The organism is Roseofilum halophilum BLCC-M91 (assembly GCF_030068445.1).
Classification (GTDB): Bacteria; Cyanobacteriota; Cyanobacteriia; order Cyanobacteriales; family Desertifilaceae; genus Roseofilum; species Roseofilum halophilum.
Window position 1 is genome coordinate 22,440 of sequence record NZ_JAQPOK010000141.1, and the last position, 22,980, is coordinate 45,419.

A 22,980-nucleotide genomic window follows, 5' to 3' on the forward strand; every position below is an offset into this window, starting at 1 on the left:
TCTGACCCCCAAGATTGAGTACACTCTCTATTATGGAAATCAATGATCGCGACCAATCTGTACTCAACGACAACGTTGACTTGAGTAGTCCCCTGGATAACCTAGGGCCCATCGATGGAACTCCAGAGAGCGCCCCCCCACCCGATCCAGAGGAAATGTTGCCCTTGCTAGAATCCCCAGTCACCCAAGAGCGGATGTTGGCAGCGAGGGCGTTTTGTGAAATCCAAGACCATCGCGCGATTCCCCATTTAATTACCCTATTGGGCGATCGCTGTCCTTTGGTGCGCGTCAGCGCTGCCTATGCTCTCGGTCGGAATCCTTCTCCAGAGGCGATCGAAGCCATTATTGACCAACTGCAACGGGACTGGAATGGTTATGTCCGCAAGGGGTTAGTCTGGTCATTAGGCAATAATCGAGATAGCCGCAGTTTATTTCCTTTAATTGATTCCCTGCGTACCGATATCCCGGCCGTGCGCCTCTGGGCCGCTAGTGCCTTAGCGCAAATGACCCAAGTCAGTTATGAAGCGATTATTAGCACAATTCCTCCCCTGATCGAAGGATTAAGACGAGACCCCATTCCCGCTATTCGCAGTAACTGCGCCTGGTCATTAGGTCAACTCGCCCGCGAACTGCCCTCAAATGTAGTTTATGCGGGGGCAATTGATGGTCTGATTGAAGCCTTTGTCGAAGATGAAGACCTAGGAGTACGCGAAGATGCGCGATCGGCTCTTTTGAAAGTCGGAGACCCCAGAGCTTTGCAACTGATTGAAGAATTGGAACAAGAAGGATGGTTTTAATTAGGTTTGAGCAAGGGGTTGGCGATCGGATATCTCTAATCACTTCATTAAATTTATGATCTAGATATATAACTTAAAACCTCTCCCGAACTAGACTTGGTATATACTTGATCGTATTTAGGATGTTTGGCCAAAATTATCGATAGGGAGACCTAACAAATCATGCCCAATTATGCAGACCGAGATCAAGAAGCAACCATTAGTCTTTATTTTATGACGTGGAAGCGTCATCATGTTGATTTAGAAACGTTTGATAGTTACTGGGGTAATGTTCACGGCCCCGTAGGCGCTCGCCTATCTGCTCTATACCAATACTGGCAAATTCGTACTTGCAAGAATTATGGAGATATTTGGAATCCGATTGAGGGAGTTACCACTACCTCAATGCCAGAAGAAAACTTTGATGCTATTGGCGAATTAACATTCAAAAGCAAAGAAGAAATCCCAACATATATAAAACTAGGGATGGAGTATTTGGGAGATGACGATCCTAACTTCCTGCGTAGAAATATTGCCTATGTCACGACTCCTATTACTTACTATGATGAAATTGAAAATCCTGCACCAACTTGGGAAGCAGAATACGATACATTTCACATCATGATCCGTAAAAATGATGGTGTCAGCTTACAGGATTTTCATGAATGGATGCAAGGGACTTTTGCTCCTCAGTTAGCGAAGAGTGCCCCGGTTATCAAACTACGCTTAAACTTGATGCTTGAAGCTGACAAAACGCGTACAGATGGGGATGGCGTATCTTATAGTCAAGATCCTGCTATGGATGTTCAAGCCGCTATGGAAATCGGTTTTAGAAATCGTCTGGCTTTACGAACTTACTTGGCTTCTGATGAATATAAGTCACTTACTACAGGAATGAAAAAATATGTTAAGTCATTTCAACCTTACCCAGAACGCAGTAAAGCTACTTTTGTTTATAGTGGAACAGCAACTCTAGCAGGGCAGAGGGGCTTATCTGGAGCATTGGTAATTGAAAAACTAGGAGCAATGAACCAGCTTCGCGAAAATATTACTCAGCTAATGTTAGGGAAAGGTTAATTGAACCCTTGGGTTTCTCGGTGGCTAATCCTCACGTTCACTGGGTGTATTCAAGCATTGAATAAACCCAGTGTCTTTTTATGAACCGTTAGGATTTCGGGCGGTTAATGACATTCAATAGCCAGAGACTACCGACAATAGAGACAAAATGGGAGACCGTCGTATGAGTATTGCCCAGCAAGACAAATAAATCAATCGGTTCAATAAATCTGCCCAGATCCGCTCCTGTGGGAATTAAGCCTTGGGGTTGAAAGAGGGATTTACCCAGTAGAATGCCAGTAATGGCTTCGGCAGCCAATAGAGACAAACTCATACCGACAATATTACAGACCAGGCCAAATTTAATCATTTGGATGGTGGTAGCCTTGGAGGGACGGACGCTGCTATCGGGCGATCGCAATTGTCGAGCTAACCGAGTGTAGCGAAACGCTTGCACGATACTGAAATACAGCACGAGAAGACCGCAAATAGCAAAAAATGCCCCTCCTCCACGACCGGGATCTTGGACTCCTGCTCGTGTCTCTTTACCAATTAAGGCAAACAGAAAGATAATCGTGGCGATCGCCCCTAACACCACTTGAGTCCAAAAGCTAATCCAAGCCGTCAGACGCAAGTTCCCCGAAAATTTCTCTACGGCGGGGGGGAGGGCATAGAATTGGTCGTTATCAGGCATAGTGATTCGCTACAGCTCCATTCCTTAATCTAGCAGGAAACTTGAAGAGGCGATCGCCTTGCAATCGAGAATTATTTGTAGGCTCAAGAATAATTGTGTTATCCTGCATGGTTGATAGGGACTAAGCGTATATCTTAGAGCATCCAATTCTGGATTTTAAGGGAAGCGCCTGTATCTATTGATGTAGGTTAGTCAACTCGTGAATCTCCCTGTTGTCATACAGGGCTTTAGTCCTCAGCTCAAAGGATTTCGCCTACCAATCGGGGTAACCATCAACGACTCAACCCAAAACCACTGGCATTTGGGTCAGACTATTTAGAGCTTCTACCGGGTGTGCATCTCAAAATTACCCAAAATCTCTTTTCAAGTTAACCTGAGCCAGTCTTTAACGTTTTGTAAGGGAATTTTCATAACCAGGGCTGCATTTACTCAAGTCCAGTTCATTGACCTGATTTGAGTTCATTCATGCTTGTGCAGAGAAAAGCTATGACATTTGAAGAAATTTATCGTTTTTTTCAAGACCCACCGCCCATTCACTTGAATACCGAGTTAGCCGTCTGTTATGTCTTATCCGTCTTACTCAATAAAGACTCCTATGGAACCGAACTCATCCGACTCCTGAAAAAGCAGTATCCCAAATATCGCCTATCCGATACAGTGCTTTACAGTGCCCTCAAATTCTTAGAAGAAGAAGAGATGATCACCGGATATTGGAAGAAACTCGCCCGACGGGGACGGCCTCGCAGGATGTATCAGATCCAATATCGGGGACGCGCTCAAGCTCAAGAATTGGCGCTCTTGTGGCAAGAATATACCAGTGATGGCCCCCTTGAAATGGCAGCTCCTGCTTTAAGTGTGCGTAAAAGTGTCTCTCAATCCTAGGCAACTTTATGCCCTTTAGAGAAGTTAGGTTAAGTTATTTCACATAACCGATAACCATCAGCCATGGTTGTAGGGGCGATCGCCCGATCGCCCCTACCTCTATTATTGTCAGGGTTGAATTAAACTTTCAATTCTCAACAGCCAAATGATGGGTGTTGAGGGTTGGATCGGGGGGCAGGGGATAGCTGGGAGCATCTCCATTGTGCTGTACTTTATCCACCGGTTTAGGGGTCTCTTCTTCCCTTCCATGGAGACGCACCAACTGGGCTAAAGTTTTCTTCAGTTGGGTACGGGGCACAATTAAATCCACAAAGCCATGTTGGAGCAAATATTCCGAGGTTTGGAAATCATCGGGGAGCTTTTCCCGTAGGGTTTGCTCAATTACCCGTCGCCCAGCAAAACCAATAGTCGCTTTCGGTTCAGCTAAAATCAGATCGCCGAGCATGGCAAAACTAGCAATTACGCCGCCTGTGGTGGGATGGGTAAGAACGGGAATGTAGAGTAAACCCGCTTCTCGATGTCGTTCAAGCGCTCCTGAAATTTTGGCCATTTGCATTAAACTGAGCATTCCTTCCTGCATTCTTGCGCCTCCGGAGGCACAAATCACGATCGCCGGTATGCCCTCTAAAGTCGCTTTTTCCAGAAGTCGGGTAATTTTCTCCCCAACCACCGATCCCATGCTACCGCCCATAAACCCAAAGTCCATCACAGCTAGGGCAACGGGCAGGCCATCCAATTGACCTAAACCCGTTTGTACCGCATCATTGAGATGGGTTTTCCCTTGATATTCTTTGAGGCGATCGCTATAGCGTTTGCGGTCTTTAAACTTCAACGGATCGTCTGGACGCAGATCCTCATCCAAAGGAGTCCAAGTCTTACCATCCATCAATTGGGCAATCCGTTCATTACTATCGACCCGAAAATGGTGTTCGCATTCCAAACACACCATTTGATTGCCCTGTAAATCCTTCGTATAGGTCAAAACCCCACACATAGGGCATTTCGTCCATAAGCCATCAGCAATTTCCCGTTCTTGGCGTTCTGGGCTGATGGGAGAAGTTTTTTGTCTGTTGGCAAACCAATCAAATAAAGACATGAAAAATAAAGAGATTCTCTAAATGGAACGTTAAATTATTCGTCCGAGGTCTCCTCTATTTCGCTCAGAAGCAACAAAGCACTCCAACGATGTTCGAGGGAAACTTGCACGGCAGTTGGAGACCCCATACCTAAATAAGAGACTACCCCACAATCAACCAGGCGAGTGGGGATTTCCTGGGCACTGAGCAACTGTTCCATCAGTTCTGCCTCCCAGCGAGTTGAGGTCGTGCGAATTGTAATCCAAGACACTCGATTATCCTATCAGGTTCGGCGGGAAAAATAACTGTATATAAGTGGATATCATCCGATCGCCCCAGAAGATAGTCAGGGCCCCGCCCAGGGCAAGAAACGGGCCAAAGGGCATTTTTTGGCGGCGTTTAAGTTGGCCAGAGGCGATCGCCCCTAACCCCACTACAGCCCCAATCAAACAGGCGAGAAACCCTGATAATAACAGCAATTTCCACCCCAACCAAGCCCCGATCGCCGCCGCCAGTTTCGCATCTCCCTCTCCCATGGCCGCTTGACCGAGCAGAAACGACCCCAAAATAATAATCATTTCAAATAACCACAAGCCTAGGATCGCTCCAAACATGCCATCGAGCAACGGATCGGCCGCTCCTCCACCCCTAACCAGTTGATAGAGCAAACCGGCCACCAAGCCAAACTGAGTGAGGCTATTGGGTAAAGTGAACGTATCCCAATCAATCATGGCTAACACCAACAGCCAACTCAAGCAGAACCAATAGCCCACCGTTTCCCAAGAGAGGCCAAACTGGAGATACACCCCTAGAAACAGTAAACCTGTAATGGCTTCAACGGTGGGATAGCGCCAAGAAATCGGGCTGTGGCAATAGCGACATTTTCCACCCAAAGCCAACCAACCGAACACCGGGATATTATCGGCTGCACTCAACCGATGGGAACAGAGGGGACAATGGGACGGAGGAAATAGAATCGATAAACCAGCCGGAATGCGATAGATCGCCACATTCAGGAAACTGCCGATCGCCAATCCTAACACCAAGGCGATCGTCATACTCGGAATTTCAATCCACACCCCGCACCTCCCTTAATACAGTTGGGTTTCCAAATGGTTAAAAGGGATAAACACCTCTGTCGGCAGGAGAGCCAACCCTTCCTGAAACACCAAAACCGCCCGATAGCTCAACTGATTCACCACCACCCCTAACGGTTGCTGAAACTGGTCTGCATGTTTCTCGGCTGCCTCATCAGCCACCGTGCGATAGACCCCATAGGTATCACGAGCAACCCTGACTAAGGCTGGATCGAAGACATCCATACCCTTCGGGACATAAATGGGATAATTCGGATAACTTGGGGATTCTAAAGGGACTTGTACCACAGAGCAACTTTCCTAGCATTATGGGCTATCTACACCGACCAATCCTCAATTCGCCATTGGCCCTCCTGACGAATCAACTGATACTGAACTCGAATGTCATCACTATAGGAGAGCAACCCATCCACTGCACCATTACGATAAAACTCTACCGATTCATTCACCGTCGCATCAACCATTGCCCGATCTTCGTCATCCGGATTCACCGTGACTTCATTAATCGTCACTTGATGCTCATACTCACCATAGAAATTATCTTGCTGATCTTGCGTTGCCCGTTGTCTTTGTCTACTCAAAGCCGGATCGACCAAAATCGAGGACAACTGATCCACCTCATGATTAGATCCAAAGGCCTTAGCCTTCGTACTTAACCAAGTTTCAATCACGATTTTTGCCTTCTCTTGAGTCAACGGCCCCGTATCTGCCGTTGCTTCAGGAGGCCCTTCCGGAATCTCTAGGGGCGGTTGATTGAGCATCAATTGTAACTGCTCCCCTTCCAAAGCGGGAGTATTTCTAAACAACGAACCCATCAGTCCCAACACTTGGCCCATCAGCCAAATCAGAATCCCTAATCCCAGTAAGCCACCTGCTCCTAATAAGACTAATCGTCCCCAATGGATAGAAGAACGTCCCGTTTTCCCACTCCCTCGCCGACTTTGAACCCGTCCCCGACCCCCAGAACCTTGACGCTGACTGACTCTTTGGCTTCTCGATGGGCTATTTGGGGGGCGATCGCCCACTCCCGCAGGCTCAGAGCGGCTTAAGGTTGCCGTTGTCGTCGTCGAACGCTCTAACGAACTCCCAGCCTTTTCCCGGAGTGAGCTTGAGGGCACAGCTTGAGCGTCTTCCGCTTTCTCGATAGAAATCCCTCCCTCACCCTCGCGCTTCGGAGTCGCTTCCGGTTTAGATTGCACCACACTCCATTGATTCTTCTGACTACTCTCTAAAGGCAGGGCTTCTAAATACGCTTGTACCCGATCGTCAGCAAAATACTCTTTCAGGGTTTGCTGACAATCGGTCAAATCACGAAAATGGGGAAACACCTCTTCGTGTAACCAACGCTCGCTATACAAACACAAGCCCGGTAATAAATCGGGAGCGCCTTGGGAATTTTCCCGAATAAACGCTAATTGTTCGTATTCCCGACTCAATTCTAGGGACTGACTCGCTTGTTCCGTTTGTCCCAAGAGCAAACAGCACACCGCCTGTTCTAAATGCACATCCTGCCGAGATCCCAACCGCATCAGCATTCGTTTAGCTCGGTTGATCAGAGCAGGTTGTTTATAAGCAAATCCCCGCACCAATAGGGCATAAACCGCCAAATAGGTCGCCACAGCCGATGGGCGTTGGGCTTCCGTTTCAAATAGGGTTTGTTGCTCTAAGGAAGTCAGATAACTGCGTAATTGTTCAATAAAGCGCAGAAAATCATCAATATTCAGCCCTGACTGATCGTCTCCCGTCCCATCGAGTCCCCCCCGTTCTTGCAGCATATCCCGCAGCATCTGAATGCCATGGCGATGGGCGAGGGCATCGTCATTTTTTTGGGATAATAATTCTAGAATGCGATAGGGACGCAATTTATATAAATCAGCTTGCACTTCTCCCCGCAGGCTAGGAAATACCCCTTCTTTCAACAGCAGTTTTTCGCCCTTTTCTAAGGATAATGCCGCTTGTTCATAGGTTCCCTGTTGCCATTCTTCTCGTCCCAACTCTAGACCCGCCAGGGCTAAGGTTAAGACTACATCAGCACGGGATAATTCAGGAATGGTATGGGTTGGTTCTCCTTCTTCATCCTGGGACGAGAGGGAGTCAAGATACTCTTGCCCCAGATTTAAGACCAGTTCATATTCACCTAACTCTAGAAGAATCAACAGTGCCCCTAGGGTTTGATGGTCTTCCACCTCCAGTGACGGTAGGGTTTCCTGAATCTGGGTTTCTTCTTTTCCTTGGCCGGGAAGATCGTGAAACGTCTTTTGGTCGTAAGCGGTTTTGGCTTCCGGATTAGATAAAATGTTGTAGGCCTGATCGAGCAGGGATTTTCGAGAGGCGATCGCCGTTTCCGAATATTCCCGCCGAGGCAGTTGCATCATGCGATCGCGATGGGCCTGCTGCAACTGTTCGGCAGTTGCCTGTAGTGGTACGCCTAAAATTCGGTAATAATCGAGCGGAATACGCACAGTCTACTCCCTCAGCAGCAATGCTTACAGTTTAGGGCCGGGAAAATTTGCCCCCTGTTAACCCTTAGAATTATACTTCGCGCAACGATTCTTGTCTTGTCCTCCTTTAGATTTTTTCATCAAGTTCTCCCATCCCCCTATCCCCCTATCTCCCCATTGACGTATACTGAGTCTTTGCACAACAATAACATCAGCTTGTAGTGGTAGTAAGGGACGCATTCATGGCTCAAGAGAGGATCGTACCAGAATTTGATTCGTCTTCAGTACAACTGGGTCAAGAAGAAGGACTCAGATTGTATGAAGATATGGTATTAGGGCGGGTATTTGAAGATAAATGTGCAGAAATGTACTACCGGGGCAAAATGTTCGGTTTTGTCCATCTGTATAACGGTCAGGAAGCGGTGGCTTCTGGCGTAATTAAGTCCATGCGTCCAGATGAAGATTTTGTCTGTAGTACCTACCGAGATCATGTTCATGCTCTGAGTGCTGGAGTTCCTGCACGGGAGGTGATGGCTGAGTTGTTTGGGAAAGCCACGGGATGCTCTAAAGGTCGCGGTGGCTCCATGCATATGTTTTCGGCTGAACATAAACTCTTAGGAGGTTATGCATTTGTGGCTGAAGGCATTCCTGTGGCAACGGGGGCAGCGTTTCAGAGTAAGTATCGCCGGGAAACCATGGGGGATGAAAGTGCCGATCAGGTAACGGCTTGCTTTTTTGGCGATGGGGCTTGTAATAATGGCCAGTTTTTTGAATGCTTAAATATGGCGGCCTTGTGGAAGTTGCCGATTCTGTATGTGGTGGAAAATAATAAGTGGGCAATTGGCATGGCCCATGACCGAGCTACTTCAGTTCCCGAAATCTACAAGAAGGCTCATGCCTTTGGAATGCATGGGGTTGAGGTGGATGGAATGGATGTGTTGGCGATGCGGGAAGTGGCCAAAGAGGCGATCGCCCGTGCTAGAGCTGGAGAAGGCCCGACTGTGATTGAAGCTTTAACCTATCGGTTTCGAGGCCATTCCTTAGCCGATCCCGATGAACTACGCTCTAAAGATGAGAAAGAGTTTTGGTTCCCCAGAGATCCGATCAAACGGTTTGCCAGTTATTTAACCGATAAGGGTTTAGCCACTGAGGAAGAGTTAAAAGGTATCGATCGCCAAATTCAAGAAGTTGTGGATGATGCGGTGACATTCGCCCTCGACAGTCCCGAACCCGATCCGAGTGAACTCTACAAATATGTGTTTGTCGAGGATTAATACCATTGGTCTGGATCGGAAAAGTTAGCTCTAGAGTTTCCGCCCTTCCAGGGCGGCTTTTTCCCTATTACCCATTACCTATTACCCTTCTGCCGTGCGTTTCGGACTTTCGTCCGAAAGATGTCCGCGAAGCGGAAAGCCCTATATCTTAGGGGTGAACATAGACAAACCAGCCCACTAGGGTCACGAGAACGCTAACCCCTAACAAAATCGTGAGAACATAAAGTTGGGATTGGCCGGCGGAACTATACTTTAACCCTTCTCCACTAAACAGGGTCACCACCCCCACCAGATTGACAATACCATCGACGATATAGCGGTCAAACCAAGAGGTGAGTCGAGCGGATTGTTCTACGGCAAAGACAACGGTCATCCGATAGAGGCGATCGATGTAAAAATCATAGGCTAACAGATCCTGGATAAACTTAACCGGTTTGAGAATTGACCGGGCTAAACTTCTCTGTAGGGGAATCTTTGCACCAATCACACAGCCTACTATCCCTGAAAGGATAACTAGAAATACAGTAGTTTTATGTACATAATTCCAATTAGGAATCAGGGACAATTGATGTAATAACCAGGGACAGACCAAGGCGATCATCATTAAACTCACCATAGGTACAGCCATGGGCCAGGCCACTTCAGGAGCGCGGCGGGTTTTCGGTTGAGTCTCTCCGGCAAACACCAGACGATAGACCCGTGTTAAATTTACAGCGCTCAGACCATTCACCAAGAGCAGAACCACCAGTAACCCAGGTTCGGTGTACCAAAAATCATCTGCACCTAAGCGCAAGGCCCAAAAGCCTCCTAGGGGAAAAAGGCCCACTAAACCCGCACTGCCCACCAGAAATGAAGTGGTCGTAACGGGCATTTTCGACTGGAGTCCCCCCAGCTCGGTTAAATCTTGACTATTGGTGGTGAGGATAATCGAACCCACACTCATAAACAATAAAGCTTTGGCGATCGCATGGGCAAACAGCAACATCAGAGCAAATCCCGTCCACTGAGTCCCCACCGCCATAAACACCAAGCCTAAATAGGCGCTGGTACTGTGGGATAAAGCCCGTTTAATATCCACCTGGGCTAAAGCCACCAAAGACGCTCCGATCGCCGTTACCATCCCAATCGCCACTAAAGTCGCCGAAGCCACCGGAGACAGAGCCAAAATCGGTTGCAGCTTAATCAACACATAAGCGCCACAAGCCACCACCACCGAATTTCTCAAAATCGAGGCAGGGTTAGGCCCCTCCATGGCTTCATCGAGCCACAAATGCAGGGGAAATTGGGCGCATTTGCCCGTTGGCCCCGCAATCAGGGCTAATCCTAGGGCAGTGGCAAACCAGGGGGATAACTGGGCCGTTTCTGCCCAGATATAGAGGCGATCGAAATCCAGGGTTCCTGCCGTCGTTCCCAAAGCAACTAACCCCATCAGCAACAAAATATCGCCCACCCGCTTAGTTAAGAACGCATCTCTAGCAGCCGTAACCACCAAAGGCTGCGCATACCAAAACCCCACCAACAGATAAGTCGATAGGGTAAGCATTTCCAGCAAACCATAGGTGAGCAACAGGGAATCACTCACAGCAATACCACTCATGGCGGCTTCAAAAAAGCCCATTAAGGCAAAAAATCGCGCCAAGGCCCAATCCTTTTCCAGATATCCCAGAGCATAGAGTTGGGCTAACAAGCTTAATCCCGTAATCAGGGACATTGCCCCTAAACTGACAGCAGAAATGGTCAAGGTGAGGGAAAAATCAATCTCCATCACCTTGAGCCAGTGAAAAACAATTAAATAGGGTTCTGTGTCCCAAACGAGATTAAAGACAATTAATCCATGGCCTAGGGCCAAAACCGTCATCAGAAGGTTAAAGTAGGCGGCTGGCCTGGGCCCGGTACGACGCACGATCCGAGTTGACCAAGGCAGAGTAAGGATGGCTCCGACTAAACCATAGAATGGAATACACCAACTGGTTTCTAGGAAATATTCAGACATAAATGAGTTAATGGGCTAATCTGCTGTATTTTAAGAATTCAGTTAAAGTTTTAAGCTTAGTTTCTGGACAGTTTGAGACCCTCGATCTTCCCCTTGCTTAACGGCTCGGTGACGATCCCAATCCTTAGCCTACCCTAAAATGGAGTCTATCTCCTGAACAGAGCCGATGGCGATCGCCTCTCTTCCCTTCCCCGTTCCCTTAAGTATATTTACATATCTTATCTACATCATGAGTCGATGCGCCATTATATCTGAACTTTGTTAATAAAAAATTAATTTCTGTTAAGACATCACAAAAATTAATTAATCAAATCAAGGGTTATTATGATTAATTCTATTGCCAGGAGAGTCATGCTTCCCATATCCTTAATAGAGAAGCAAAAAAAACTATTTTGCAAACTAGGAAATTTGGGTGTCCTAGTGCTATCTTTCGCTTTTTCAGATCAGGAGATTAACAATGCCCATAGCCGTTGGAATGGTAGAAACCCTAGGCTTTCCTGCCGTCGTCGAAGCTGCTGACGCGATGGTAAAAGCTGCCCGTGTAACTCTGGTGGGGTATGAAAAAATTGGTAGTGGTCGGGTAACCGTCATTATTCGAGGAGATGTATCCGAAGTCCAAGCTTCAGTTGCTGCCGGGATTGAATCCGCCAAGCGGGTTGATGGTGGTGAAGTGCTATCGACTCACATCATTGCCAGACCCCACGAGAACCTAGAGTACGTTCTGCCCATTCGTTACACCGAAGCAGTGGATCAGTTCCGAAACTACTAGCACCCTTGAAATCCAGCATTGGGGGAGGTTGAGTCGATAACCATCGCTCAACTTCATCCTCAAACCGATCCACCTTCCTTGAACACTTTAGGAGTCTTTAAATGTCAATTGCAGTTGGAATGGTAGAAACCCTGGGGTTTCCTGCCGTTGTAGAAGCAGCCGACGCAATGGTAAAAGCCGCTCGCGTCACCCTCGTCGGGTATGAAAAAATTGGTAGTGGTCGAGTCACGGTCATTGTCAGAGGTGACGTATCTGAAGTCCAAGCTTCCGTTGCTGCCGGAGTCGATAACATCAAGCGAGTCAATGGGGGTAGAGTCCTATCCACCCATATTATTGCTCGTCCCCACGAAAACCTGGAGTACGTTCTGCCCATTCGTTACACCGAAGATGTGCAGCAATTTGCCGAAAGTACCAATGCCATTCGGTCGTCTAATCGTCCGTAATGGTGGGATAGAACGATTACATTCATGCAAATTGCTAAAGTTTGTGGCACAGTCGTTAGCACCCAAAAAGACCCGAGTCTTAGAGGGTCGAAATTTCTGCTGTTGCAGTTGATAGATGAGCAAGGCCGTCTTCTGCCTGAATATGAGGTAGCCGCAGATCCAAGCGTGGGAGCTGGATTAGATGAATGGGTACTGGTGAGTCGTGGCAGTGCGGCTCGCCAACTTGAAGGAACCCAAAACCGCCCTGTAGATGCTACGGTTATCGGAATTATTGACACGGTAACCGTAAGTAATGCCCGCATCTATAGCAAAAAAGATACCTATTAATATTCAGTCCTCAAGGGTCAAAGGGTTGGTCGAGGGCGGTATGCACTTTTCTATCTCCATTCAATCCATCAAAACCCTTGTGAGGTCGGATACCATCCTAAACTCGACCCATAAACCCCATGACACTAGAGACAAAACTCTCGCTATAGGAGGAAAATTATTATGGTTGTGCGTAGCCATACAGGGAGCAGTGCGGCTCCCCCCACCCCTTGGTCAAAAGACTTAGCGGAACCGAAAATTGATAGTAGTGCCTATGTCCACGCCTTCTCAAATTTAATTGGTGATGTCCAAATAGGAGCCAATGTCTTAGTCGCTCCCGGAACATCCATCCGGGCCGATGAGGGCGCTCCGTTCTATATTGGGGATCACACCAATGTACAAGACGGTGTAGTGATCCATGGTCTTGAAGAAGGCCGAGTGGTTGGGGATGATGGCAAAAAATACTCCGTATGGATTGGCGATCATTCTTCTATTACCCACATGGCTCTGATCCATGGGCCAGCCTATGTGGGAGATAACTGTTTTATTGGTTTCCGCTCTACAGTATTCAATGCCAGAATCGGCAATGGCTGCATCGTGATGATGCACGCTCTGATCCAGGATGTGGAAATTCCCCCCGGAAAATATGTTCCTTCTGGATCAATTATTACCAATCAACAGCAGGCCGATCGCCTGCCAGATGTGCAAAAAAGTGATTTGGCCTTTGCCAGTCACGTGGTCGGCGTTAATGATGCCCTCAGAGCTGGCTATCGATGTGCCGACAATATCGAATGTATTACGCCCATTCGCGATGAATCGGGCAACTCATCGGGCAACTCTAGTAATGGTCAAGTACAAAGCAATATGACAGCTCTTAATTCAGAAACCGTAAACCAAATTAAAAATTTACTCGCCCAAGGCTATAAAATCGGGGCAGAGTATGCCGATCAACGCCGTTTCCGCACTGGCTCTTGGAAGAGCTGCCCTGTGATTGATTCGCGCGATACAAGAGCCGTCTTATCGGCAGTTGAATCTTGTATGGCGGCCCATGGGGGTGAATATGTGCGCCTGATTGGTATCGATTCCCAAGCCAAACGGCGCGTCCTAGAAACCATTATTCAAAGACCGGGTGACCAACCGGTGGCCCCTAGCGCCAGCGCTCCAGCCTCCTCTAGAGTTCCGAGCCATCAAAATGGCTCCTCCTCCAACGGTGCAGGAATGGGCGCTGACTTGGCTTCACAAGTGAAACAATTGGTCAATCAAGGCTACCGAATTACAACCGAACATGCGGATAAACGACGCTTCCGCACCAGTTCCTGGCTAACCGGGACTCCGATTAGTGGAAGCAGCCCTACAGCCGTTTTGAATGGCATTGAATCTGTATTGAAAGATTATCAGGGGGAATATGTACGCTTGATTGCGGTTGACCCCAATGCCAAACGTCGGGTTTTAGAGGAAATTATTCAGCGACCGGATGGTAGGGTGGCTTCGAGCAGTAATGGTGCGTCGAGTATGGCCAGTCCTTCGGCTTCAGCACCTCGTGCCAGTCGTCCAGTAGCAGTCGGTTCTGGAAAATTGAGTGCCGAGGCGATCGAACAAGTGCGTGCTTTGCTGGCCCAAGGCTACAAGATTGGCACAGAACATGCGGATAAACGGCGCTATAAAACGGGATCGTGGAAGAGCTGTTCTCCCATTGACTCGAACCGTGAATCGGAAGTGGTTGCCGCTTTAGAAGCTTGCTTGGCCGAACATGAAGGGGAGTATGTACGGATGTTGGGCATTGATCCGAAAGTGAGACGGCGCATGGCTGAATCGGTAATTCAACGCCCGTAAGCCCGGATTGAATTCCCTCAAGGGAATTAGCAGAGTGTAAAACCTGGGGGAGGTTGACCTCCTCCAAGGGATGGATCTTCGACTCTGTTCGATCTAAAAATGTGCTGCAACAATGAGGTTCGAGAATATTATGGCGGTGATGCCTTGGCAACCTCTTCATAACCAAGCGTCTTGTATTGATGGGGAGGTGAGCATTGACCCTAGCGCGGTGGTGGCTTCGGGGGTAGCGTTGATTGCGAATCCCGAAAGTCGGATTGTGATTGGGGCGGGAGTTTGTATTGGTATGGGGGTGGTGCTTCATGCCGATCGCGGAACGTTGAAGGTTGAAGATGGGGCAATCTTGGGCGCGGGAGTGTTGATGGTGGGCGCGGGAACGATTGGAGCAAGGGCTTGTGTCGGGCCGGTTTCAACGGTGTTTAATTGCTCAGTGGATTCAGAACAAGTGGTGGCTCCAGGTTCGTTGTTGGGAGACCAGGGACGTTCGGGAATGGAGGCTGAGGTGGTGGAGAAAACGGTTGAGTCTGTGGCGACAGTGGAGCCTGTGGAAGAGGCTCCAAAAGAGCTAGAGCCTCAAACGCAAGACTCTCAGGTTGAGACCTATAACCCTCCATCGAATCCTTCGGCGATGCAATCTTCGATTCATGCGGCTCAGGCGGCGATCGCCCGTAATTTAATCGCCAATCCCCCCCCGACCCGAACCAAGCCCGATCCGGAAACTCCCAACTCAGAGGAACCTTTAGCCAATGAGCCAGCTCAAGCCACTGAACCCCAAGAAGCTCAGGGGTCTGATGCACTCAACCCGTCGGTGTATGGACATCAACATCTGCAACGGTTAATGGCGACGTTGTTTCCCCATCGTCAGGCCTTGAATGGGGAGATACAGGATGCCCCCGTTTCTGAGGATTCCGATTAAGAGATTCCGTCAGGTTTGGCGATCGAACCTTTATACTTAAGAAAGATAGCGTAAATATAGAGGAGTGAAGATGATCGATAGCCCTCTGAAGTCAAAAGCATGAGTAGACCCGATACTCTCCATGGAAGTTCGTTAGGTTTGGTGTCAACCCGGAGCTTTCCCGCAGTGATTGCGGTAGCAGATGCCATGATTAAGGCAGCGGAAGTGACCTTGGTGGGCATTGAAAAAATTGGTAATGGCTATTGTACGGCGATCGCCAGGGGGAGGATTGCCGATATTCGGTTAGCGGTGGAATATGGCTCGCAAACGGCCCGCGACTTTGGCCCGGAGCAACTCGTCAGTAGTAGCGTAATTCCCAGACCATTACCGAATTTAGAAGTCATCTTCCCCATTAATCCCCAGTTTATGGAAGTCGCGGCTTATAACCAGGAAAATCGCTATAGCCGTCAAGCGGTAGGATTGCTCGAAACCATTGGCTTTCCGCCCATGGTTGGGGCGGCCGATGCGATGCTGAAATCGGCCAATGTAGAATTAATGTCTTTTGAAACCATCGGTTCTGGACTCTGTACGGCCATTATTCGCGGTTCAGTTGCCGATGTAGCCATGGCGATCGAATCGGGAGTGTATGAAGCCCAACGCATTGGAGAACTCAATGCCATTTATATTATCCCCAGACCTCAAGACGACTTAGAACAAATTCTACCGGTAGCCAGTGTTTTGATGACAGAAGAATCAGAACCCTTGAAGTTACCCATAAGCATCGAGCAGGAAGAGATGGAGGAAGAATTGATTAAGTTACCGGATCTGGAAAAAGTGCCCCTGAAAATTGAAGAAAAATAAGATTCACCTAATCGAAAAATAAAGCGCCTAAATTCTTAAACTGAAAGCGCAAATGGGCCGGAATTCCCTTGGTGTGATTAAACTCCGTATGGGTTAATATGGTATCTTTCCAGGTGACATCCTGCACATTAGCGCCAGTCAAATCTGCTTCCCGTAAATTCGCATCACTTAAATCTGCCCGGTAAAGATTAGCTTTAGAAAGATTAGCGCGACACAGGAGAGCCTCACTTAAAAAGGCTCGTTCTAAGTCCCCTTGAAATAACTCGGCGGCGGTCAAATTGGCCTGATTTAAGAAGGCTTGATTTAAATCGACCCCAACTAAGTTCGCATGGGAAAAATCGACTTGATTCAAGAACGCACCCATTAAATTACTCTGAAACAAATTAGCATGGGATAAATTGGATTGAGTCAAAAAAGATTGACTTAAATTCGTGCGGCGTAAAATACCATGGCTCAACTTGACTCGTCTGAGATTGGCTTGATTAATTAAGGCCCCACTCAAATGGGCATGACTTAAATTGGAATCACTTAAATTAATGCCACTCAGACAAGCATGGCGAAGAATCGCGCCAGTTAAATCTGCTTTGCTCAAAAAAGCGCCACTTAAATTGCTCTTTTCTAAATCGGTTGCACTCCAATTAATGCCATTGAAATTTCCCTCTTTCAAGCTTGCCCCTCTGAGATCCGGTAGAATTTCAGGATGACTCTTGCGCCAAGCGTTCCAAGTGTCTATTCCTTCATGAAGTAAATCTAAATGTTCTTGATTAGCCATAACTGAGATGACAGACAGAGGTAAGGAGTCGATTACAATTTTTTAAGGTGTCTTTTCCTGCGGATTATTAGAATTTCGGCTTGTATAGGAACATAAAGGCTTGCCAGATTGGAAGTCTTTATCTTAAATGAGAAGAGGTTGGCCTTTAAGCTAACGTCTTAAAGGTGGGGTTTATGGCCCCCCAATTTAAGATTCAATTGTGTCTCGTTGCCGATCGCCTAGGGAGGGTCTGTGACTAATTGTCCTGTTTGTGGTACAGAGTATATTGAAGGAACCACGAAACTGTGTAAAACCTGTGGTTGGGATTTAACCCCGGAGTCGATCCCCGACCAAGTGCTACAAGTCCTCCTCCAACGAGAACGGTTGCGTTTGGCTTGGGCTAAAGGGGTTTGGGCTAGGGCCAGGGAGTTGGCTTCGCGGGTGAGGTTACAGTCAACATTGGGGGATCTACAGTCTCAGTTAGAGTTGGCGACCCAAGAGCGATCGCTACTACAAAGCCAACTGTCTCAAGTATATTCGCAAATGGAGGAAATCAGCCCAGCCCAACTCCAGGCCCTACTCATGAATCAAACGGATGGGGGAGAAACCCTGGTGGAGTTGCAACAAACCCAAACTCGACTCCAACAGGAACTGAGTCAAACCCAGGAATTACTGGAATTAGCCCAATCTCAAATTGGTTCGGATGGCTTGGATTTAATCATTGAAGCCCTACAAGATCCATCGGTTCAAGTGCAACGAGTGGCCTATTTATTACTCCAACGCAGTGGTTCGATCAAGGCTCAGAGAGCAATAGAAGCTTTTAAGTTGCAGAGTTATCAGCTTTTCTCCTGTATGTATACCGGGAACCATGATGGCCCGGTACGGGCGATCGCCGTTTCTGCCGATGGTCAATGGATAGCCAGTGGAAGTAATGACCAAACGATTAAAATTTGGCACGGAGAAACTGGGGAACTGCACCAAACCCTGACCGGCCATAGTGGTTCAGTCTTATCCGTGGCTATTTCTACCGACGGAGAAATTTTAGCCAGTGGCAGCAGCGATGGCTCGATTAAGGTCTGGAATCTGAAAACGGGTGAGTTAATGAGTACCCTGGCTGGGTATGCTGGGGAAGTGTGGACGGTGGCCATTACTCCGGACAATCAAATTGTGGCTGGAGGCAGTGAGGATAAGACGATCAAGCTCTGGAATTGGAAAACGGGAGAGTTAACCAGTACCTTAGCGGGCTATGCCGGAGGCGTGCGATCGATCGCCATGAGTGGCCAAGGAGATAAAATTACTGGGGGGAGTAACGATCAAACCATTAAGTTGTGGAATTTAGACCGTAAGGAGTTACTCTATACCTTAACCGGCCATAGCGATCGCGTGCGCTCTGTAGCCATTAGTGCGGATGGTCAACGGTTAGCTAGTGGTAGTAGTGACCAAACCATTCGCTTATGGAATTTGGAAACCGGAGAAGCTGAACAAGTGCTTTGCGATCATGCAGCGGCCGTAACGTCAGTGATCATTACGGCAGATAATAAGGTTCTCGCTAGTGCCAGCGATGATTGTACAGTGAAGTTATGGAATTTGCAGACCGGCGAGTTGTTGCAAACCTTTACCGATCATCTGAATTATGTGGTTGGGGTAGCCATCAGTGCCAATGGTGCCACCATGGCCACGGGAAGTTTCGATCATACGGTGAAAATTTGGCGGGTGGTGGCTTAAAAAGTGGAGACAATTGGCAATTGAAATGAGGGAATAACAATCATGAGTAAACAAAAGGAGCGGGGTTTAATCAAAATTGGGGCAATGCTGTTGAGCTTTGGCATGGTGTTGAGTCCCCAGTTGGCTTGGGGACAAGGATTACAGGACTTATTTCGCCAAGCAGAAGAAGCACGGCAAGCGGGAAATTATCGAGGCGCTGAGGAAATTTGGCGACAGGTGATTGAACAAGATCCCGATAATGCCCCGGCCTATTTGGGGTTGGGGAATCGTTTGCGGGATCAGAATAAATTAGAAGAGGCGATCGCCGCCTATGAGAAGGCGATCGAACTCGATCCCAATTATGCCTTTGCTTATGTGGGGTTGGGGAATGTCCTGCGTTCAGCCAATCAGTTGGAAGCGGCTAAAACCCAATATGAACAAGCCATTGAACTCAATCCCAATTTGCCGGGAGTATATTGGAATTTGGGCAATGTGTGGGCTGAGTTGGGGAATTTAGAGGAGGCGATCGCCCAATTTCGGATCGCCCTGAAGCTCAAGCCTGATTCTGTGCCCGTTTACAATGATTTGGGCGATGTGCTGCTGAAATTAGGGAATGTGGAAGAGGCGATCGCCATTTACAATGAGGCGATCGATCTGGGATCGCAGTATGTTTCCAGTTATGTGGGATTAGGAAATGCCCTGCGGGAAAATAATCAACTCGAGCAGGCGATCGAAGCTTATAAAAGTGCCATCCAATTCAATGCTTTTGATGCTTCTGCCTATGTTGCCTTGGGGGATATTTACTATCAACAACAAGATTGGCAGCAAGTGGTGGAAGTGTACCAAGCGGGGGTGAATCTCCAAGAAGATTACCGCGTGTATACGGCTTTGGGCTACGCTTGGCAACAGTTGGGGAATCTGGAGCGGGCGATCGCTGCCTATGAAGGTGCTATTAATGAAGACCCCAATGGGGTTCTGGCCCACTACAATTTGCTCGAATCCCAACGCTTATTGGCTCTAGAAGATGCCTCTAACGCCGAAAATGACGAAAACATCTCTAACGCTTCAGATGACCCCTCAGATAATGAAGAGACCTCTAGCCCTTCAGATGACAAAAATGAAGTCAATTCAGAAGATCCTGAAACTCCTTCTCCTTTAGCTCCCATCGCCCGCATTATTACCCCCGTAGCGAATGGAGTGAATATTGGTACGGGTTGGTTATTGGAAAACACGGAAGATCGGGCCTTGGTGCTGACCAGTCGGGAGGCGATCGCCCATGCCTCCTCCTTAGAAAATGACCAGATTCAGGTGGAATTTTTCCAGCCCTCAGAAACGGGGATTTTACCCCGCTATAGCGCCCAACTGATGCACATTACCCCAGAAGAAGCCCCCACCAATTTAGTCGTATTACAAGTTACTGGACTTCCGGAAACCATTCAACCCCTAGAGATCAGTACCGAATTAGGCGATCGGGAAGTAGAATTAATTGGCCATCCTTTTAATACTGACCCTTGGCAAACCGTGAGCGGCAACCTAGATACAGATGCTCAACCGGTTAAAATTACTGCTAATTTAGCCCAAGGATATGCAGGTAGCCCAATATTGAATCAAGACCAACAGGCGATCGCCATCTTAGGCCATGTGGGAGCCGTTAACCCAGAAACCGAGACCCCCTTTACTCCAGCTATTACAGAAACCGGTGTGGTTTATCCCATGGCATTAATTCAGGAACAACTCGAAGCTTGGGGCATTTTGGGAAAGGACATCGCCGGAAAGTGATAGTAAAATAAAATAGCTATCCTTTAAGGTCTTGACATCATTTTAACGGGTAAACCCCAATATCCAAAAATAACAAAAAAATCATGAGATTACCCACAATCACAGAAGATAGTATTGCTCTGGAACCGGGAGATGAATTAATTCTGCGCTTTCGGACTTGGGAAGATTACGAAGAATTATTAACTCGTCGCGAAGATAAGGCTGGATTAAGAATTGACTATAATAGTAACACTCAAGAAATTAGAATCATGTCACCCTTGCCCCGACATGGAAATCAAGTAGACTTGCTGGCTGATTTTGTAAAGATTTTACTTCGCAATTCTGGCAAAGATTGGCAATCTTTTACTCCCATAACATTGAAACGAATCGATCGCCAGGGTATTGAACCCGACCACTGTTTTTATATCGATAATCGGTTAGCCGTTTTAGGTAAGGAGCGGATCGATCTAGAAACCGATCCGGCTCCAGATTTAGTCATTGAAGTCGATTTAACATCTATGACAGAACCGGAAAATTATGAGGCGATTGCGCCCTCAGAATTATGGATTTATCGAGACAATACGTTGCGTTTTTATCACTTTAGTTCTGAAGGTCATCAAGAAGTCGAAAACAGTCGGTGGTTTGGCGATCGCGATCTAAAATCTCTCATTCCTAAATATATCGAGCGCGGTTGGGAAATGGGGTCGAGTGTGGCGATCCGGGAATTTGAAGAGGAAGTGCGATAATGCGACTCATCGCTGACGAATAGATTTTCAATGTATAATAAAATAAGAGCAATTCATTAATTCTCCAATGACACAACGAACCATTCAATTAAAAATTCCCTTTGATTCCTTAGTGAATGCGATTACCGCCCTGGAAATTGAAGAAAAAGTTAAACTTTTTAATCTTCTAGAAACCGAAATATCTCAGTTAGAAAAAGACGAATTAGAAGATGATCCAACAGTTCTTGAGGAAATCGAAGGAGCTAGAATGGCTTACCGAACGGGAGAGTATCAAACTCTGGGTTATCAGACGCAAAATGATAGCAAGTTTTCCGATAAAGCGATGATTCAACAGCAACTGGAGATCATGGCATATGACCCGGAAATTCAACAAGAGCTTGCCACTATCGATCGCGAATTTAATATGGAAACCTTAACCGATCGCTTTCTTCTACCCGATCTCTACGATCGCGACTATTACCTGTGGTTGGAAACGACATCACAGTTGTTGCGCGTGCATGTCCGCTTGCACAATCGCCAACTGGAGCGCATCGATGGGTCGCATCTGGCAGAAGAACTGGAAGACATGGGGAAAAGAGAAAAACGGGCGATCGAGAGTAACCTGGAAATCCTGCTGATGCACTTACTCAAATATCAATATCAACCGGAAAAACAGACGAATAGCTGGCGCTACACCATTTACGAACATCGAAAACGACTCAAGAAAGCCTTCAAAGATAGCCCCAGTTTACGCGGATATTTTGAGCAAGTTTTTGACTCCTGTTATACAGAAGCGCGAACCATGGCAGCTCTAGAAACCGGAATGAACAGGGATGAGTTTCCAGAACTGTGTCCCTTTGCGATCGCCGAAACCTTAGATAGCGACTATTGGCCAGAGAATGAGGCATAGATTTGATTAATAGTCATCGGTTACTGGTGGATGTTCACCTAATTCAACCCACATTTCTCTAGCACGGACTAATGCTGGGCGATTCATTTGTAATGTAGCGATCGCCGCTCTACCGACTTCAGTTAAACCTATCATTTCTGTTAAAAACTCTGCGGTGTGGCAATAGGCGCAACAGTTGCCAAAGCGATCGCGAATCTGCTGTCGCAACTCTACCGGAATATAAGCACTCATGCTGCTGTTTCGCCTTCTTGTAAACGTTTTAGGGTATATCGGGCACGAGTTTTCAACAGCATTAGTCCATCAGCTTTAGCCAATAATTCATCTAACTCACTCACTTCCTCCTCACAGAGCAAGGATTCTGCATTTTTTGTGACTAAATCCTGTAAGCGATCGCTCTCCCTCTGTGCGAGTTGACAACTGGCTAACGCCCTCAGTTCATTGAGACTCAAACCCATCAGACATTTGCCCCGATCCTCTGTATGACTCGGATCTGTCCCGTTTTGCTCTGCCATGCTCTCCCCTAGCTCTTATTGCTTTTTGCGTATCGCTTTGTACATCGCTGTTACATCCAATCAAGAAAATAGATGCACAAATTAGAAGATACAGCGCTTCGCGCGGTAATGGGTAATGGGTAATGGGTAATGGGAAAACCATTTTTTACGCTAGAGTGCCCATTCTTCAGGCTTTTCATGGGACAACACTCTCAAGGAACATTTCGATTACTGTACCTCATAACATC

General features: G+C 47.4%; 24 protein-coding genes. 14 read left to right on the forward strand and 10 right to left on the reverse strand.

The features are described 5' to 3' along the window. Positions 1 to 32: 32 nt before the first annotated feature. The gene (locus tag PJF56_RS18175) at positions 33 to 797 is read left to right on the forward strand and encodes a HEAT repeat domain-containing protein (RefSeq protein WP_283764119.1); all 765 of its coding nucleotides are present in this window, start codon (positions 33 to 35) and stop codon (positions 795 to 797) included. 162 nt (positions 798 to 959) lie between these two features. Further along, positions 960 to 1,853, forward strand: a complete 894-nt coding sequence (locus PJF56_RS18180) for an EthD domain-containing protein (protein WP_283764120.1) — start codon at positions 960 to 962, stop codon at positions 1,851 to 1,853. An 88-nt stretch (positions 1,854 to 1,941) separates the two neighbouring features. On the opposite strand, the gene PJF56_RS18185 is transcribed toward PJF56_RS18180, so the two are convergent. Next, the gene (locus PJF56_RS18185) at positions 1,942 to 2,526 is read right to left on the reverse strand and encodes a DUF3611 family protein (protein WP_283764121.1); all 585 of its coding nucleotides are present in this window, start codon (positions 2,524 to 2,526) and stop codon (positions 1,942 to 1,944) included. Positions 2,527 to 3,012: 486 nt separating this feature from the next. On the opposite strand from PJF56_RS18185, the gene PJF56_RS18190 reads away from it, so the two are divergent. Next, a complete protein-coding gene (locus PJF56_RS18190; protein ID WP_283764122.1) occupies positions 3,013 to 3,408 on the forward strand; it encodes a PadR family transcriptional regulator in 396 nt (131 codons plus the stop codon). 127 nt (positions 3,409 to 3,535) lie between these two features. Here the strand turns inward: PJF56_RS18190 and accD are convergent, their stop codons facing one another. From accD to PJF56_RS18215, 5 genes are read right to left on the reverse strand one after another with little or no spacing between them, the layout of a single operon-like run. After that, positions 3,536 to 4,504: an acetyl-CoA carboxylase, carboxyltransferase subunit beta gene (accD, locus tag PJF56_RS18195; protein ID WP_283764123.1), complete on the reverse strand. Its 969-nt coding sequence runs from the start codon at positions 4,502 to 4,504 to the stop codon at positions 3,536 to 3,538. 35 nt (positions 4,505 to 4,539) lie between these two features. After that, a complete protein-coding gene (locus tag PJF56_RS18200) occupies positions 4,540 to 4,755 on the reverse strand; it encodes a hypothetical protein (protein WP_283764124.1) in 216 nt (71 codons plus the stop codon). 4 nt (positions 4,756 to 4,759) lie between these two features. Then, positions 4,760 to 5,542: a prepilin peptidase gene (locus PJF56_RS18205; RefSeq protein WP_347179584.1), complete on the reverse strand. Its 783-nt coding sequence runs from the start codon at positions 5,540 to 5,542 to the stop codon at positions 4,760 to 4,762. Positions 5,543 to 5,575: 33 nt separating this feature from the next. Beyond that, the gene (locus PJF56_RS18210) at positions 5,576 to 5,869 is read right to left on the reverse strand and encodes a hypothetical protein (protein ID WP_283764126.1); all 294 of its coding nucleotides are present in this window, start codon (positions 5,867 to 5,869) and stop codon (positions 5,576 to 5,578) included. Between the two features lie 29 nt (positions 5,870 to 5,898). Beyond that, entirely contained in the window at positions 5,899 to 8,043 is a 2,145-nt protein-coding gene (locus PJF56_RS18215) for an IMS domain-containing protein (RefSeq protein WP_283764127.1), read from the reverse strand. A gap of 221 nt (positions 8,044 to 8,264) precedes the next feature. Between PJF56_RS18215 and pdhA the strand changes: the two genes are divergently transcribed. Next, positions 8,265 to 9,296 (forward strand): pyruvate dehydrogenase (acetyl-transferring) E1 component subunit alpha, encoded by a 1,032-nt coding sequence (pdhA, locus tag PJF56_RS18220; protein ID WP_283764128.1) that lies wholly within the window; start codon positions 8,265 to 8,267, stop codon positions 9,294 to 9,296. Between the two features lie 148 nt (positions 9,297 to 9,444). Here the strand turns inward: pdhA and PJF56_RS18225 are convergent, their stop codons facing one another. Further along, positions 9,445 to 11,289 (reverse strand): NAD(P)H-quinone oxidoreductase subunit F, encoded by a 1,845-nt coding sequence (locus PJF56_RS18225; RefSeq protein ID WP_283764129.1) that lies wholly within the window; start codon positions 11,287 to 11,289, stop codon positions 9,445 to 9,447. A gap of 457 nt (positions 11,290 to 11,746) precedes the next feature. Between PJF56_RS18225 and PJF56_RS18230 the strand changes: the two genes are divergently transcribed. From PJF56_RS18230 to ccmO, 6 genes are all read left to right on the forward strand, one after another. After that, positions 11,747 to 12,058, forward strand: a complete 312-nt coding sequence (locus PJF56_RS18230) for a carbon dioxide-concentrating mechanism protein CcmK (protein WP_283764130.1) — start codon at positions 11,747 to 11,749, stop codon at positions 12,056 to 12,058. 101 nt (positions 12,059 to 12,159) lie between these two features. Then, positions 12,160 to 12,501, forward strand: a complete 342-nt coding sequence (locus tag PJF56_RS18235; RefSeq protein WP_283764131.1) for a carbon dioxide-concentrating mechanism protein CcmK — start codon at positions 12,160 to 12,162, stop codon at positions 12,499 to 12,501. Positions 12,502 to 12,525: 24 nt separating this feature from the next. Then, the gene (ccmL, locus tag PJF56_RS18240) at positions 12,526 to 12,828 is read left to right on the forward strand and encodes a beta-carboxysome shell vertex protein CcmL (protein ID WP_283764132.1); all 303 of its coding nucleotides are present in this window, start codon (positions 12,526 to 12,528) and stop codon (positions 12,826 to 12,828) included. A gap of 162 nt (positions 12,829 to 12,990) precedes the next feature. Further along, entirely contained in the window at positions 12,991 to 14,640 is a 1,650-nt protein-coding gene (ccmM, locus tag PJF56_RS18245; RefSeq protein WP_283764133.1) for a beta-carboxysome scaffolding protein CcmM, read from the forward strand. A 112-nt stretch (positions 14,641 to 14,752) separates the two neighbouring features. After that, positions 14,753 to 15,553: a beta-carboxysome scaffolding protein CcmN gene (gene ccmN, locus PJF56_RS18250; RefSeq protein ID WP_283764134.1), complete on the forward strand. Its 801-nt coding sequence runs from the start codon at positions 14,753 to 14,755 to the stop codon at positions 15,551 to 15,553. A gap of 99 nt (positions 15,554 to 15,652) precedes the next feature. Further along, positions 15,653 to 16,393 (forward strand): beta-carboxysome assembly protein CcmO, encoded by a 741-nt coding sequence (gene ccmO / locus PJF56_RS18255; protein ID WP_283764135.1) that lies wholly within the window; start codon positions 15,653 to 15,655, stop codon positions 16,391 to 16,393. Positions 16,394 to 16,400: 7 nt separating this feature from the next. On the opposite strand, the gene PJF56_RS18260 is transcribed toward ccmO, so the two are convergent. Continuing rightward, positions 16,401 to 17,165, reverse strand: a complete 765-nt coding sequence (locus tag PJF56_RS18260; protein WP_283764136.1) for a pentapeptide repeat-containing protein — start codon at positions 17,163 to 17,165, stop codon at positions 16,401 to 16,403. A gap of 231 nt (positions 17,166 to 17,396) precedes the next feature. Here PJF56_RS18260 and PJF56_RS18265 point away from each other — a divergent pair, with 231 nt between their 5' ends. The 4 genes from PJF56_RS18265 to PJF56_RS18280 all read left to right on the forward strand — a co-directional run bounded on the left by PJF56_RS18265 (position 17,397) and on the right by PJF56_RS18280 (position 22,241). Continuing rightward, positions 17,397 to 18,869 (forward strand): WD40 repeat domain-containing protein, encoded by a 1,473-nt coding sequence (locus PJF56_RS18265; protein WP_283764137.1) that lies wholly within the window; start codon positions 17,397 to 17,399, stop codon positions 18,867 to 18,869. Between the two features lie 42 nt (positions 18,870 to 18,911). After that, a complete protein-coding gene (locus tag PJF56_RS18270; protein ID WP_283764138.1) occupies positions 18,912 to 20,627 on the forward strand; it encodes a serine protease in 1,716 nt (571 codons plus the stop codon). An 83-nt stretch (positions 20,628 to 20,710) separates the two neighbouring features. Beyond that, complete coding sequence (locus PJF56_RS18275; RefSeq protein WP_283764139.1) at positions 20,711 to 21,352, forward strand: Uma2 family endonuclease; 642 nt, start codon at positions 20,711 to 20,713, stop codon at positions 21,350 to 21,352. Positions 21,353 to 21,419: 67 nt separating this feature from the next. After that, on the forward strand, positions 21,420 to 22,241 hold the full coding sequence (locus PJF56_RS18280; protein WP_283764140.1) for a DUF29 domain-containing protein: 822 nt from the start codon (positions 21,420 to 21,422) through the stop codon (positions 22,239 to 22,241). Positions 22,242 to 22,247: 6 nt separating this feature from the next. Here PJF56_RS18280 and PJF56_RS18285 read toward each other — a convergent pair whose 3' ends face one another. Next, a complete protein-coding gene (locus tag PJF56_RS18285) occupies positions 22,248 to 22,472 on the reverse strand; it encodes a hypothetical protein (RefSeq protein ID WP_283764141.1) in 225 nt (74 codons plus the stop codon). Then, positions 22,469 to 22,753 (reverse strand): hypothetical protein, encoded by a 285-nt coding sequence (locus PJF56_RS18290; protein WP_283764142.1) that lies wholly within the window; start codon positions 22,751 to 22,753, stop codon positions 22,469 to 22,471. Before PJF56_RS18290 ends, PJF56_RS18285 begins: the two co-directional genes overlap by 4 nt. Between the last annotated feature and the right edge of the window lie 227 nt (positions 22,754 to 22,980).